The organism is Qipengyuania sp. JC766, assembly GCF_040717445.1.
GTDB lineage: Bacteria > Pseudomonadota > Alphaproteobacteria > Sphingomonadales > Sphingomonadaceae > JC766.
Map to the genome: position 1 here is coordinate 2,098,693 of NZ_JBFEFL010000001.1, position 14,488 is coordinate 2,113,180.

The window sequence follows — 14,488 nt, forward strand, 5'->3', positions numbered from 1 at the left end:
GCAGGTTGCCGTCCGATCGGCGGGAGCCCGCTTGTCCTAGCTCAGTTCGTCCGCCGTCAGCGGCGTGAAGGATGTCGCCTTTTCGAGGTTCGCCGCCCGCTTTTCGGCATCCGACGCCACGAGGCCGCGCGCCGCGAGCGCGCCGTCCGGACCCCAGTTCTTGCTCCATTCCTCGACATAGGAACGCAGGCCCGGAATGGCCTGGAGGTGCGCGTTTTTCACGTAGATGTAGAGCGGCCGCGCGCCGGGATAGGAGAAGTTGGAGATATTCTCGTAGGTCGGTTCGAACCCGTTCACCGGCAGGCCCTGCACCCGGCCCGCGTTCTTCTCCAGGAAGGAATAGCCGAGGACGCCGACAGCGTTGCGGTTGTTCGAAATTTTCTGGATGATCAGATTGTCCTGCTCGCCGCCTTCGACGAACTTGCCGTCATTGCGCACTTCGGTGCAGACCTGCCCGTGCCGGTCCTCGTCGCTTTCCGCGAGTGCTTCCATCCGGGGATCCGTGTCGCAACCGGCTTCCAGCACCAGTTCCTTCAGCGCGTCGCGCGTGCCCGAGGTCGGCGGCGGACCGTAGACCAGGATCGGCACGTCGGGCAGCGAAGGGTCGACGTCGGACCAAGTTTCGTTGGTCTGTTCCTCGCCATAGGGCGATGCGGCCAGCGCCTCGTAGACGATCTTGGGCGTCAGGTTCATCGTGATGCCGCCGGCGGTGGAAACGAACACGATCCCGTCCAGGCCGACCTGGATTTCGGTAATTTCCTGGACGCCGTTGCGCTGGCAGGTCTCGAATTCGGACAGCTTCATGCGGCGCGAGGCATTCGCGATATCGGGCGTCGACGCGCCGGTTCCCTGGCAGAACAGCTGGATACCGGCCCCGCTGCCGATGCCTTCGATGATCGGCGTCCCGGCACCCGGATTGGCGCGGGCCGTCATCTCGGCGACCAGTTCGGCGAAGGGCAGCACCGTGGACGAGCCGACGGCGCGCACGTTCTCGCGCGTTCCGTCCTGGCAACCGGCCAAGGCGATGGTCAGGGTGGCGATAGCTGGGAGGGCGAGTGTTCTAAGCTTCATCATGGGGTGAATCCTCGATAGACGAAGCGCGCCTATGACTCCGGCATGACACATATGTGACAACGCGCCACCGGACTGTGCTTGAGCGAAACTGGTTTCCCAAGTAACGAGCGCCAGCCTCCCAGGAGTTTGAGACATGCGCATTGGCTGCCCCACCGAGATCAAGAACCACGAATACCGCGTCGGACTGACGCCGGAAAGTGCGCGCGAGCTGGCGTCGCGCGGCCACGAGGTCTGGATCCAGAGCGGGGCCGGCATGGGTATCGGCGCCTTCGATCACGAATACCAGGAAGCCGGAGCCCAGATCGTGGATGGGCCGGACCCGATCTTCGCCGAGTGCGAAATGGTCGTGAAGGTCAAGGAACCGCAGGCGCAGGAACGCGCCAAGCTGCGCCGCGACCAGATCCTCTACACCTATCTCCACCTCGCTCCCGATCCCGAGCAGACCGCGGACCTCGTCAAGTCGGGCGTCACGGCGATCGCTTACGAGACGGTGACGGGAGAGCGCGGCCAGCTTCCGCTCCTCAAGCCCATGAGCCAGGTCGCGGGCCGGATGAGCGTGCAGGCCGGTGCCACCGCGCTGGAAAAGGCGCATGGTGGGCGCGGTGTGCTGCTGGGCGGCGTTCCGGGCGTCATGCCGGCGAAGGTGGTCGTGATCGGCGGCGGCGTGGTCGGGTTCAACGCCGCGCAGATGGCGGTCGGCCTCGGCGCGGATGTCACTATCCTCGATCGCGATCCCGAAGTGCTGGAAAAGGTCGGCACCCATTTCGAAGCGCGTGCCTCGACCCGGTTCTCCAACGCCGCGAATTTGCACGATTCGGTCTGCAATGCGGATCTCGTCATCGGCGCGGTGCTGATCCCGGGCGCAGCCGCGCCCAAGCTGGTGGCGCGCGACATGCTGAGGCACATGCTGCCGGGCGCGGTGCTGGTCGACGTGGCGATCGACCAGGGCGGCTGTTTCGAAACCAGCAAGCCGACCACGCATGCAGACCCCACCTATGTGGTCGACGACGTCGTCCATTACTGCGTGGCCAACATGCCCGGCGCCGTGGCGCGGACCAGCACTTACGCCCTCAACAACGTGACCTTGCCGCATGCTCTGCGAATTGCGGATATGGGGTGGAAGGATGCCATGCGCGCCGACGCGCACTTGGCGGAAGGGCTCAACGTCCATGCCGGCGAAGTGACCTATCAGGCTGTCGCGGAAGAACTGGGCCACGACTACCGCCCTGTGGCGGACCTGCTCTGACCGATTTCTAGCCGAGGAAAGCCGCCGTCACGTCGCCGCGAATGCGGGCGGGACGGCCCGTTTCCCGGTCCAGCATGACCCACGTCGTGTTGGCACTGACGATGACCTTGCCATCCGCATTGCGGAAATCGACCCTGCGATCGAACCTGGCGCCCCTGGGTTCGCCGGGGATGAAGGTTTCTCCGGTCACGCTTTCCCCTTCGGCGATGTTGCCGCGGTAATCGATCTCGTGCCGGGTCACCAGCCAGACATAGGTTTCCTGATGCTCCGCCGGTGCGACCGCTTCCCAATGCGAAACGGCGATATTCTGTATCCACTGGACCCAGACGGCATTGTTGACGTGGCCCATCACGTCGATGTGATGCGGCTCGGCCACGAAGGTCTTGCGGAAGGGTTCGCTCATGCCGTGTCTCGCCGTTCCACGCCGACAAGAATCCAGCCGATCCCGCGGCGTTCGAAGACGAGGTCCGCAAGTGGGACGCCGTCGCCGCTGGTCCGGCGCATGCGAAAGCTGTTGAACCCCCGGTGGAGTGTCCAGCCGGTCTGGCCAGCCCGTTCCCACTCGATGGCAGGCAGGGATCGGACCACGCCGCGCAGCGCAGGGTCACGCGGGTCGAGCCGGGCTATGGCGGCCAGTCCCTGCGGCGTCCCTCTCAGGAGATCGGGCAGGGCGGATGCAGCAGCGGTGCCGTATTCCCGCTCGATCGATTGCCGGAAACGGGTGGTGTCCACCAAAGTCGCGAGTTCCGCCACATCGCGATCCTCGGCGGCATCCTGGAGGTTCTTCGCAGCGAGGATGGGGCTTTCCCAGTACCACAGCCCGACGACGGCAAAGGTGATGAACGCCAGCAGCAAGAGTTTCTTCATCGAACCGGCACCTCCGGGTCAGTCTTCTATACCCAGTTGCCACAGAATGAAGGCGTATGCTTCGGCTGTCTCCCTCAGGGACGCGAACCGGCCGGACTTGCCCCCATGGCCCGCCCCCATGTTCGTCTTCAGCAGCAGAACATTGTCGTCCGTCTTCATCTCGCGCAGTTTCGCCACCCACTTGGCAGGTTCCCAGTAAGTGACGCGCGGATCGTTCAACCCGGCGGTCACCAGCATAGGCGGATAGGCCTGCGATCGCACCTGGTCGTAGGGGCTGTAGCTCCTGATCAGGCGGAAGGCCGCTTCGTCCGTGATCGGGTTGCCCCATTCGGGCCATTCGCCGGGCGTGAGGGGCAGTGTCGCATCGAGCATGGTGTTGAGGACGTCCACGAAGGGTACGTCGGCCACCACGGCACCCCACAGGTCCGGATCGGAATTGACGATCGCGCCCATCAATTCGCCGCCGGCCGAGCCGCCACTGGCGCTGATCTGGCCTTTGCTGGTGTATCCCCGCTCGATCAGGCCGTTCGCGACATCGACGAAATCGGTGAAGGTGTTGGTGCGCTGGGTCAGTTTGCCCGACTTGTACCAGGCCCGGCCGAGATCGTCCCCGCCCCGGATATGCGCGATCGCATATGCCATGCCACGATCGACAAGGCTTAGGCGGCTGGTCGAGAAACCCGGATCGATGGCGATACCGTAAGCACCATAACCATAAAGGTGAAGCGGGCCCGGTTGGTTGCGGTCTTTCCGGTACAGGATGCTGATGGGGATGGACGTCCCGTCCTGCGCAGGGATTTCCATCCGTTCTGTCGTGTAGAGGCTGGCATCGTACCCCGAGGGTATTTCCTGTTGCTTCAGGAGCTTGCGGTCTTTGCTCGCGACATCGAAGTCGAGGACGCTGCCCGGCGTCACCATGCTCTCGTATCCGATCCGCAGGACGGTCTGCGTGTACTCCGGATTGTTGCCGAGGCCGGCGCTGAAGCTTTCTTCGGGAAATTCGACCGGCTCGATCCGGGCAGGATCGTCGTAGTAGCGGATCTCGATCCGGTCGAGACCGGCCACGCGCCCTTCGATCACGTAGAAATCGCGGAAAAGCTCGAAGCCGGTGAGGTAGAATTCGTCCGATCCCTCGATCAGGCTCGTCCATTCGCCGGGATTGTCGATTGGCGCCGTCGCCAGCCGGAAATTGTCGTGACAGTCGTCGGTCAGGACGAAAATCGTCCCTTCGCGCATGTCGATATCGTATTCGCGCCCGCTGCGTCGCGGCGAGACGAGGGTTTGCGATGCCAGCGGATCGGCAAGCGGAACGAAGCGGACTTCGCTCGTTTCGTGGTCGCTTGCGGCGATCAGCAGATAGTCTTCCTGCGCGCTCATAGATACGCCGACGCGGAACCCCTCGTCATCCTCGTGGTAGAGCTCGACATCTTCGGAGACCGGCCGGCCCAGCCAGTGAAGGTGGGCATTGTCCGTGCGCCACTGGTCGTTGGCGAGACAGTAGGCGAGCGCCGCGTCCTTCGCGCACCACACCAGCGATCCGAGCGTACCCGGTATGCTGTCGGGCAGGTCTTCGCCGGTCGAAAGATCGCGGATGCGGACGGTGTACCGTTCCGAACCGTCGACATCGACCGAATAGGCGAGCAGCTTCGCGTCCTGGCTTACCGAGAAGGCCCCGAGGCGGAAATACTCGTTGCCTTCGGCGAGCGCGTTCTCGTCCAGGATCAGCGTTGGTTCGCCGCCCGCGACAGGCTTACGGTACCATTTGCGGTATTCGATGCCGTCCTCGAACTCGGTCCAGTAGAGATAGTCGCCGTCCTTCTGGGGAACGGAGGAATCGTCCTTCTTCACCCGCCCCTTCATTTCCTCGAACAGCGTTTCGACCAGCCCCTCGTGCGGTGCCATCGCCGCTTCGAACCATGCGTTCTCCGCTTCGAGATGCGCGAGGATCTCCCGGTCCTTCACCTCGGGGTAGCCCGGATCGCGGAGCCAGGCGTAATCGTCGGTCCATGATACCCCGTGGCGGGTTTGTTCGTGCGGGCGCTTGGCCGCGAGCGGCGGGGAAAGGGGCTTGTCGGTCATCTGCGCGCAGGTAGGCAATCGCCGGGCGAATTGCACCCTGTCTTCGTCGGCCTCGGCAGGACGTGCGGCACGGACGGGGTATGGGGGCGCCGCTGAGGCGAAACCCTAGCCCCGGGCCGGATCGATCCCTATCCTTGGGAGGAATCGAAATTAACGCCAGCTTGGGAAAACCGATGTTGATGCAAACCCACGAAGCCCGCCTTTCCGCCTTGCGCGAGGAATTGAAGCGGCGCGATCTCGACGGGTTCGTCGTCCCGATCAGCGACGAGCACATGTCCGAATATATCGGCAGCTACGCCCAGCGTCTCGCTTGGCTCACGGGCTTCGGCGGGTCCGCGGGCAGCGCCATCGTCCTGCGCGACCGGGCCGCCATGTTCACCGACGGACGCTACACCGTGCAGGTCCGCGAACAGGTGGACGGAGCGCATTACGACTATTGCCAGATCCCGGGCGAAAGCATGTCGGCCTGGCTCAAGGACCATGCGCCCGAAGGTGCGCGGATCGCCTACGATCCCTGGCTGCACACCCAAGGGTGGGTGGACGACCTTTCCGCCGCGCTCAAGCGCAAGCGGATCGAACTGGTACCGGTGGCCGACAACCCGGTGGACGCGGTATGGGACGATCGTCCGCAGCCCTCGAGTGCGCAGGCGGTCGTTCATGAAGATCGCTATGCCGGGCGCAACAGCTCGGAAAAGCGGGCCGAGGTGGCCGACTGGCTGAAGAAGGAGGGCCATGACGCGACTGTCATTTCAGCGCTCGATTCGATCGCCTGGCTGCTCAATATCCGCGGAAGCGACGTGGACCGGACCCCGGTGGCGCTGTCCTATGTCGTCGCGAAGGCCGACGGAACGGCCGAGCTGTTCATCGCGCGCGAGAAGATCACGCCCGAACTGGAACGCCACCTGGGCAATGCGGTGACGATCCGCGAGCGGTCCGAATTCGAAAGCGCGCTGGGCGAACTTTCCGGCAAGAGCGTGGCGGTCGATCCCGATTTCGGCGTCGCAGCGATTCACCAGTTGCTGCGCGATGCCGGCGCGACTCCGGTGGTGGCGCGCGATCCCGCGATCCTGCCCAAGGCGATCAAGACCCCGGCCGAACAGCAGGGCCATCGCGATGCGCAGGCCCGCGACGGGGCGGCCGTGGCGCAATTCCTGCACTGGCTGAGCGAAGAAGCCCCCAAGGGCAGCGAGACGGAACTGTCCGCCTGCGCGAAGCTGCGCGAATTCCGCGAGGCGACCGGGGCACTGAGGGACCAGAGCTTCGACACGATCTCGGCAGCCGGCCCGCATGCCGCGATCCCGCATTATCGCGTGGACGAGGAAAGCAACCTGCCGATCGAGCCGGGCAGCATCTTCCTGTGCGATTCGGGCGGCCAGTATCTCGACGGGACCACGGACATCACCCGCACCGTCTGGATCGGGCCGGGCGAACCGGGTGCCGAGCAGCGGGACCGGTTCACGCGGGTCCTGAAAGGCCATATCGCCCTTGCGCAGGCACGCTTTCCCGACGGGACGCCTGGCGGCGCGCTCGACAGTTTCGCCCGCCAGTTCCTGTGGCAGGCCGGGATCGATTACGGGCACGGCACCGGGCACGGCGTCGGCAGCTATCTCGGCGTGCACGAAGGGCCGCAGCGCATCGCCAAGGCCAGCGGCCCGCAGCCGGGCACCGGAGAGCCGCTGCGCGCAGGGATGATCCTGTCGAACGAGCCCGGCTATTACAAGGCGGGTCACTACGGCATCCGGATCGAGAACCTCGTGCTGGTGGTCGAACAGGAGATCGAGAACGGCGAAGGCACGTCGCTCGGCTTTGAGACGCTGACATTCGTCCCCATCGACCGGACGCTGGTGGACCGCAGCCTGCTGACCGAGAGCGAGATCGAGTGGTGGAACAGCTACCACGCGCAGGTCCGCGACATCCTGGCACCGCAACTGGAAGGCGATGCGCTCGCATGGGTGGAAGAGGCCTGCAAACCCTTGTAGGGCGGATTTTGTTCCTGTATTGTTCCTGCGGGTCGTGAGTCGTTTGCCGGAGATGCGCGATGATCGGATATGTGACGCTTGGGACCAATGACATCGAAGCGGCCGCGCCGCTCTACGATGCGATTGCTGCGGAAATGGGCTTCGGCCGGATGATGGACTTCGGCAGTTTCATCGCCTGGGGGAACTGGGAAGTGCCAGGGGTCGCCCTGACCAAGCCCTTCGACGGGAACGCGGCCTCGGTGGGCAACGGCACTATGGTCGCCCTGCAGGCGAAGGACCGGGACCAGGTCGACAGGATCCACGCGATCGCCCTTTCCCATGGCGGTAGCGACGAGGGCGCGCCAGGTCCGCGCGGCGAACCGGACGACAAGGGCGAAACCTTCTACGCCGCTTATTTCCGCGACTGCGACGGCAACAAGCTCAACGCCTTCTGCATGGTGCGCGACTGATGGCGGACGCGTTCCGCTTGGCGGACAGCTTCGTCCATCTCGGATCGGGTGCGACCGCCGTCCCGCAACCGCCGTTCTCCGGAATGAAATGGTATGCGGAGTACGGTGAGCGCCACGGGGACGGCGGGCGCGAAGGGCGGCTCGTCTCGCTCCATCGCTTCGAGGAAAGCTGGGACAGCTGGGAAATGCACCCCGTCGGCAGCGAAGTCGTCATCTGCACCGAGGGCGCGATGGTCCTGACGCAGGAACATGCCGACGGGCGACGCGACACCGTCGCGCTCGGCCCGGGCCAGTACGCGATCAATCCGCCCGGCGTCTGGCACATTGCCGATGTGGAAACCGCCTGCACCGCGATCTTCATTACCGCAGGCGAAGGCACCGAGCACCGGCCGCGGTAACGCGCCGCCTCGTTGTCGCGCAGATGAACGCCGGTCCACCGGCGTTACACTTTGCGACAAATCTCCGCCGATCGGGCATAAACCTGCGACATGGCGGCTCCAGAAGGGTCATACGAGCTGCGGTGCCGGAGCGATTTCTCTCCCCCATCCCCTCCCCGGTCGCCGCAGCTCACCCTTTTTCCCCGACCATACGGAGAAACCGCGATGAAGAAGATGACCCTTTCCCTTTCCGCCGCCGCGCTCGCACTGACCGGGCTGGCCGGAGTGGCCTATGCCCAGCAGGACGAGCGGGTCCGTCCCGACGCCAATGGCGACGGGACCCTGACCGCTGCGGAACACCGCGCGCATGCAACGGCCATGTTCGCACGGCTCGACGTCAATTCCGACGGCCGGATCGATGCCGCCGACCGTGAAGCGCGCAAGGAGCGCCGGTTCGCCAGGCTCGACGCCGACAATGACGGCGAAGTGACGCAGGCCGAAATGACGCAGGCCCGCGAAGCACGCCGGGCTCGCATGGAAGAGCGCCGCGCCGCGCGTGCCGAACGCTGGGGCGATCGCCGCGAACAGCGTTTCGCCCGGCTCGACACGGACAATTCGGGCGGCCTTTCCGAAGCCGAGCTGACGGCCGGCCGCGAACGTGCCGGCGAGATGCGCGGGCAGCGCGGTGGCAAGATGCGTCGCGGCGGGCGCCGTGGCGGCGGGATGCAGATGATGCGCCAGGCCGATACCAATAACGACCAGGCGATCACGCAGGCCGAGTTCGTGGCAGCCGCGGACGCGCGCTTCGCACGCCTCGATGCGAATTCGGACGGCAGCGTCACGCGGGCCGAACGGCAGGCCGCCCGCGAAGCGATGCGCGAACTCCGGGCCCAGCGGCGCGCGCAGCAGAGCTGATAGGAGTTGCGCAGCCGAGCCGTCCGGTCCTACGTCCGCAGTCGCTGAACCATGACCGACGCCGTGCCCGTTTCCATCCTGCTGGTCGATGACGAGCAGACCTTACGCGAACCCCTGGCGGAATATCTCGTCCGCCAAGGGTTCGACGTGCGCGAGGCAGACAGCGCGGCTGCGGCGCGCAGCGCCCTGCTGGAACAGGACGCCGACATCGTCCTGCTCGACGTGATGATGCCGGGCGAGGACGGCCTGTCCCTGTGCCGGCACCTGGTGGAGGCGAAGGACCTTCCGGTCATCCTGCTGACCGCGAAGGGCGAAGCGACCGACCGGATCGTGGGGCTGGAAATCGGCGCGGACGATTACGTCACCAAGCCGTTTGAGCCGCGCGAACTGGTCGCCCGCATCAGGTCGGTCCTGCGCCGCGCCGCGCGCGGGCCCGCCACCACGGCGGACGAGGATGCGGGTTACCAGTTCGAAGGCTGGCACCTCGATACGCTGAAGCGCAAGCTGACCGATCCGGACGGCGCGACCATAAGCATCTCGACGGCCGAATTCCGCCTCCTGCGTGCCTTCCTCGATCACCCGCGCCAAGTCATGGACCGCGACACGCTACTCGACATGGTGCAGGGCCGCGAGGCGCACATGTTCGATCGCGCGGTGGACAACCAGGTCGCGCGCCTGCGCCGCAAGATCGAGCAGGACAGCCGCGATCCGCAGCTTATCCAGACCGTGCGCGGCGGCGGCTACCGGTTCGCCACCGACGTGCGCCGGACCGCGAAGGCTGGCTGAGCGATGCGGTTCTGGCCCCGGAGCCTGCTGGGCCAAGTCCTGCTGGCCGCCGCTGCCGCCCTGTTCGTGGCGCAGGCGATTTCGGCCGTGCTGCTGTACCGCGCGGCCGAGAACCGGCGCGAGGAATCGGCGCTGACCTCGGCGGCCTTCCGCCTTTCCGAAAATCCCGACCTGCGGGACTTGGCGCGCGAACGCCGCGCCGCGCGCAGGGCGGCAATCGCCGAAGCGCGCGGATCGGACCGGGCGGAACCCGACAGCCGCCGCCGCGGGGGCCGACTGTTCCGCGCGCGGCGCGAAGCCCAATCCCCCGCCATGGCCGGCGAGACCTCCTCGCCCGAACTCGAGCGGCGCCTCGCTGCCTTGCTGGAAAACCAAGGCATCGAAGCGGCCGAAGTCCGCGCGATCGTGCGGCGGTCCGGCCGGGACCCGGTCGTCCGGGAAGCGGCACAGGACGGGTCCCCTTTCGCCAGCGACCCGGACTGGGCCGACCGCAGGATACTGGTCAGCGCGATCAGGCTGGCCGGAGAAGACGGCTGGCGCGTCGTCCGCTCGCCGCTGTCCGGGCGGGACGATCGGGCCGTCGGACCCATCCTGTTCCAGACCGCGATCATATTCTGCATCCTGATGGGCGTGCTGTTCGTCCTGCTGCGCCGCATCACGCGTCCATTGGGCCAGCTGACGCGCCGGACCCGCCAGTTCGCCCGGACGCAGGACGCATCCAATCCGCTCGAGCCGAGCGGTCCGGAGGATATCGAGACTTTGATCACGGCCCACAACGCGCTCGAAGCGCGGATCGTCGCCATGCTGGACGAAAAGGACGTGATGCTGGGCGCGATCGGCCACGACCTGAAGACGCCGCTGGCGGCCCTTCGCGTGCGCATCGAATCGGTCGAGGATGATGGCCAGCGCGCCAAGATGGCCGAAGGCATCGAGGATATCGCCGCGACTCTCGACGACATCCTGTCCCTCGCCCGGATCGGCAGGTCGGACGGGCCGCCCGAGCCGGTGGAACTGTCCGCCCTGGTCGCATCCGTGGTCGAGGAATACGAGGATCTGGGCGAGCCGGTCGACCTGTTGCACACCGCCCGGCTGGTGCGTCCGGTCCACCTCACATGGCTCAAGCGCGCACTGCGCAATCTCATCGGCAATGCGCTGCGCTACGGACACCGGGCCCGGGTTGCCCTGCTGACCGAGGGCAAGTTCGTAGTCCTGCGAGTGGAGGATGACGGGCCGGGTATCGCCGAAGGCCAGATCGACCGGATGTTCGAGCCGTTCCAGCGCGGCGAGACGAGCCGCAATCGGACGACCGGTGGAGCGGGCCTCGGACTGACGCTGGCCCGCGCGATCGCGGAGCAGCATGGCGGGAAGCTGGTGCTGGCCAATCGGGCCGAAGGCGGCCTGCGCGCCGAACTGCGCTTGCCGAAGGACTGACCAGAACCGATTTGCCGCCGCGTGCGTTCATGACGCAGCAGCAGGACGATAGAGCGGATTTATGAAGGCGGTTCTGGGCTGGGTGGGGCGCAAGGGGATCCTCTTCGCGATCCTCGTGCTGGCCATCGGATTCTACACATTGTTCTGGCCTTCGATTTCCGAAGGCCTGTCCGCCGACCGCATGAGCATCGGCGACGTGCGCCAGGAGATAGCGCTCCAGGCGGAGGAAGCGCAATCGGCGCTGGAGGAAACCGGCACCACCGCGCGCACGCTGCCGGCCGAAACGCTCGAGGACAGGCTGGCCGAACGGCAGAAAGCCCTTGCGCAGGCACGCCGCGCGCTGGACGACGCGAGCGACGGATTGCTGGCCGCGTATCGACCTTCGCGCATCCTCGCACGCAAGCGCGCCGAAATCGACATTGCCCTTGCCGAGCGCGAAATCGCGGTCCTCGAAACGGCGCTGGGCCGCAGATCCGCACTCGATGCCGTGGAAGCGCGCGCGGCGGAATACGCCCGGATACCAACCGAAGCCGCGATCGCCGCGAGCAACCGGATTTGCCGCGACCGCCGGGCGGACGTTGCGCGCTTCGACGAGCGATCGCGCGTGGTGCGCGGTGTGCGCAATGCCCTGCTGGACGAACGCCAGGTGCTGCTCGCGCGCAGCGAGGAAGCGTGCCGGACCGCCCGGGAGCGCGCCGAACGACGTACCGAGGGATTGGCGTGGGCGCGGCAATTGCGCGAGGCGCGCGAGGCGTTCCGCGAGGCCGGTGCCATCGCAGCCAATCCGCTGCCGGAGAGCTTTACCGACGACATCGCCGGCAACACGATCCGCGACATCCTCGTGAAGGCCTTCATCGCCCTGCTGCTGATTTCGCTGACGCCGCTGCTGGTCCGGCTGCTGATGTTCTACGTCGTGGCACCGATCGCCCAGCGCCGGCCGTCGATCACGCTGGGCATGGGAGCGCCCGCGAACCGCATCCAGCCGAGCGGGCCCAGCACCACATCCGCCGCCATTCGTCTTGGCGAGGGCGAGGAACTGCTGGTCCGGCAGGACTATTTGCAGTCGACATCCATGGAAGGGGTGAAGCGCACCCAGTGGCTGCTCGACTGGCGCCATCCGCTCGCCAGCATCGCCAGCGGGATGACGTTCCTGACCCGTATTCGGGGGTCGGGCGAAACCACCACCGTATCCCCCGTGAAGGACCCGTTCGCCGAGGTGACCGTGTTGACGCTGCCCGAAGGGGGGTGCTGCGTGCTGCGCCCGAGCGCGCTTGCGGCCGCGGTCCAGCGCGAAGGCGAGCCGATGCGCATCACCAGCCACTGGCGCCTGTTCTCCATCGCGGCCTGGCTGACCTTCCAGCTGCGCTACCTCGTATTCCACGGGCCGGCGCGGCTGGTCATCAAGGGCGGCCGCGGCATCCGCGTGGAGCGGGCCGAGCGCGGTCGCATCTTCTCGCAGGCGCAACTGGCCGGATTTTCGACCGACCTCGCCTACGCGGTCACGCGGACGGAGACCTTCTGGCCCTATTTCTTCGGCCGCGAATCGCTGCTCAAGGACCGCGTCTCGGCGGGCCAGGGCGTCCTTATCGTCGAGGAAGCACCGATGGCGGGCAAGCGCGGCGGCCTGACCAAGGGGATACAGGGCGTGATCGATGCAATGCTGAAAGGTGTCGGCATCTAGCGCATCAGGCCGCCGATCAGGTTGCGCACGAAGCTGCCCGCGATCGGGCCGGCCAAGTCGGTCGCGATCGATCCTACGGCCGAAGTGATGCCCGAAGCGGTCGGATTGGCGCGCGATTTCTTGCCCGTGATCCGCCGTGCAGCCATCCCGGCGGCGGAACTGGCCGCCGTCTTCGTCCCGCGCGACAAGGCCTTGCCCCAGATGCTGGTGCTCTTGCGCGGGCGCTTGCGGACTTCCTCCTCGCCCTGCTCCGCCACTTCCTCGGCTGTCACCGCCGCATCCTCCGCCTTGGCGAGCAGGATTTCCTCGGCGCTCTCGCGGTCCACCAGCGTGTCGTACTTGCCTTCGACCGGACTGACCGACTGGATGATCGCGCGCTCCTTGGGCGTCAGCGGACCCAGCCGGCTGCGCGGGGGCTTGATCAGCGTGCGCTGCACGACTGTCGGCGCGCCGTCCTCGTCCAGCGTGGAAACCAGCGCCTCGCCCACCTTGAGTTCGGTGATCACCTGTTCGGTGTCGAGATGCTCGTTGATGCGGAACGTCTCGGCCGCAGCGCGGATCGCGCGCTGGTCCCGCTTGGTGAAGGCGCGCAGCGCATGCTGCACCCGGTTACCGAGCTGGCCGGCGACTTCTTCCGGGATGTCGATCGGGTTCTGAGTCACGAAATAGACGCCCACCCCCTTGGACCGGATCAGGCGCACGACCTGCTCGATCTTGTCCTGCAGCGCGGCGGGTGCATCGTCGAACAGGAGGTGCGCCTCGTCGAAGAAGAACACCAGCTTCGGCTTTTCTGGGTCCCCCACTTCGGGCAGGCTCTCGAACAGTTCCGCCAGCAGCCACAGCAGGAACGTGGCGTAGAGTTTGGGGCTGCGCATCAGCCGGTCCGCGGCGAGAATGTTGACGTATCCGCGCCCGTTCTCGTCCGTCTTCAGGAAGTCGTCTATTTCCAGTGCCGGCTCGCCGAAGAACCGATCTGCACCCTGGCTCTCGAAGCTCAGAAGCTGGCGCTGGATCGCACCGACGCTCTGCTTGCTGACATTCCCGTACTGGCCCGAAAGTTCGGCCGCGTTCTCATGCGCCCAGGCCAGCATGGACTGCAGGTCCCCGAAATCGAGCAGCAACAGGCCGTTCTCGTCGGCGTAGCGGAAGACGATTTGCAGGACGCCTTCCTGCGTTTCGTTCAGTTCGAGCAGGCGCGACAGCAGGAGCGGCCCCATCTCGCTGACCGTGGTGCGGATCGGGTGACCCTGTTCGCCGTAGAGGTCCCAGAAAATCGCCGGATTGTCCGAGTAGGCGTAATCCTCCATGCCCAGTTCGCGCGCCCGCGATTCCAGCTTGTCGGCATGCCTGAAGGTGGGCGAGCCGGGCATGGCGATGCCCGACAGGTCGCCCTTCACGTCGGCGACGAAGACCGGCACGCCGCTTTCGGAGAAACTTTCCGCCAGCCCCTGCAGCGTCACGGTCTTGCCCGTCCCCGTGGCGCCCGCGACCAGACCGTGCCGGTTGGCTCGCGACAGGTCGAGCGATTGCCGTTCGCCATTGTCCGCCAGCCCGAGAAAAATCTGCCCCATGAACCGCACCTCCTTTGACCCGGCCACCTGTGA

13 protein-coding genes are annotated in these 14,488 nt (G+C 66.2%); 8 read left to right on the forward strand and 5 right to left on the reverse strand.

The window, feature by feature from the left end:
- Positions 1-36: 36 nt before the first annotated feature.
- Entirely contained in the window at positions 37-1,074 is a 1,038-nt protein-coding gene (locus tag AB1K63_RS10100; protein WP_366959994.1) for a substrate-binding domain-containing protein, read from the reverse strand.
- Positions 1,075-1,207: 133 nt separating this feature from the next.
- Between AB1K63_RS10100 and ald the strand changes: the two genes are divergently transcribed.
- Positions 1,208-2,320, forward strand: coding sequence for an alanine dehydrogenase (ald, locus tag AB1K63_RS10105; RefSeq protein ID WP_366959995.1), 1,113 nt, complete (start codon positions 1,208-1,210; stop codon positions 2,318-2,320).
- Between the two features lie 7 nt (positions 2,321-2,327).
- Here ald and AB1K63_RS10110 read toward each other — a convergent pair whose 3' ends face one another.
- The 3 genes from AB1K63_RS10110 to AB1K63_RS10120 are packed head-to-tail and all read right to left on the reverse strand — an operon-like array spanning position 2,328 to position 5,266.
- Entirely contained in the window at positions 2,328-2,723 is a 396-nt protein-coding gene (locus AB1K63_RS10110; RefSeq protein WP_366959996.1) for an acyl-CoA thioesterase, read from the reverse strand.
- Positions 2,720-3,187, reverse strand: a complete 468-nt coding sequence (locus tag AB1K63_RS10115) for a DUF2939 domain-containing protein (RefSeq protein ID WP_366959997.1) — start codon at positions 3,185-3,187, stop codon at positions 2,720-2,722. Before AB1K63_RS10115 ends, AB1K63_RS10110 begins: the two co-directional genes overlap by 4 nt.
- A gap of 18 nt (positions 3,188-3,205) precedes the next feature.
- Complete coding sequence (locus AB1K63_RS10120; protein WP_366959998.1) at positions 3,206-5,266, reverse strand: S9 family peptidase; 2,061 nt, start codon at positions 5,264-5,266, stop codon at positions 3,206-3,208.
- A 173-nt stretch (positions 5,267-5,439) separates the two neighbouring features.
- Here AB1K63_RS10120 and AB1K63_RS10125 point away from each other — a divergent pair, with 173 nt between their 5' ends.
- The 7 genes from AB1K63_RS10125 (at position 5,440) to AB1K63_RS10155 (ending at position 12,884) form a co-directional block, all read left to right on the forward strand.
- Positions 5,440-7,245: an aminopeptidase P family protein gene (locus AB1K63_RS10125; protein ID WP_366959999.1), complete on the forward strand. Its 1,806-nt coding sequence runs from the start codon at positions 5,440-5,442 to the stop codon at positions 7,243-7,245.
- Positions 7,246-7,304: 59 nt separating this feature from the next.
- Complete coding sequence (locus tag AB1K63_RS10130) at positions 7,305-7,694, forward strand: VOC family protein (RefSeq protein WP_366960000.1); 390 nt, start codon at positions 7,305-7,307, stop codon at positions 7,692-7,694.
- Positions 7,694-8,092 carry a cupin gene (locus AB1K63_RS10135; protein WP_366960001.1) on the forward strand — a complete coding sequence of 133 codons (399 nt, stop codon included), beginning with the start codon at positions 7,694-7,696 and terminating at the stop codon, positions 8,090-8,092. The genes AB1K63_RS10130 and AB1K63_RS10135 overlap by 1 nt, the downstream gene beginning before the upstream one ends.
- Before the next feature lie 204 nt (positions 8,093-8,296).
- Positions 8,297-8,986, forward strand: coding sequence for a hypothetical protein (locus tag AB1K63_RS10140; RefSeq protein ID WP_366960002.1), 690 nt, complete (start codon positions 8,297-8,299; stop codon positions 8,984-8,986).
- A 51-nt stretch (positions 8,987-9,037) separates the two neighbouring features.
- Positions 9,038-9,772 (forward strand): response regulator, encoded by a 735-nt coding sequence (locus tag AB1K63_RS10145; RefSeq protein ID WP_366960003.1) that lies wholly within the window; start codon positions 9,038-9,040, stop codon positions 9,770-9,772.
- Positions 9,773-9,775: 3 nt separating this feature from the next.
- Positions 9,776-11,203, forward strand: coding sequence for an ATP-binding protein (locus AB1K63_RS10150; protein ID WP_366960004.1), 1,428 nt, complete (start codon positions 9,776-9,778; stop codon positions 11,201-11,203).
- 61 nt (positions 11,204-11,264) lie between these two features.
- Complete coding sequence (locus AB1K63_RS10155; RefSeq protein ID WP_366960005.1) at positions 11,265-12,884, forward strand: hypothetical protein; 1,620 nt, start codon at positions 11,265-11,267, stop codon at positions 12,882-12,884.
- On the opposite strand, the gene AB1K63_RS10160 is transcribed toward AB1K63_RS10155, so the two are convergent.
- Positions 12,881-14,455 carry a helicase HerA-like domain-containing protein gene (locus AB1K63_RS10160; RefSeq protein ID WP_366960006.1) on the reverse strand — a complete coding sequence of 525 codons (1,575 nt, stop codon included), beginning with the start codon at positions 14,453-14,455 and terminating at the stop codon, positions 12,881-12,883. The genes AB1K63_RS10155 and AB1K63_RS10160 overlap by 4 nt on opposite strands.
- Positions 14,456-14,488: the final 33 nt, after the last annotated feature.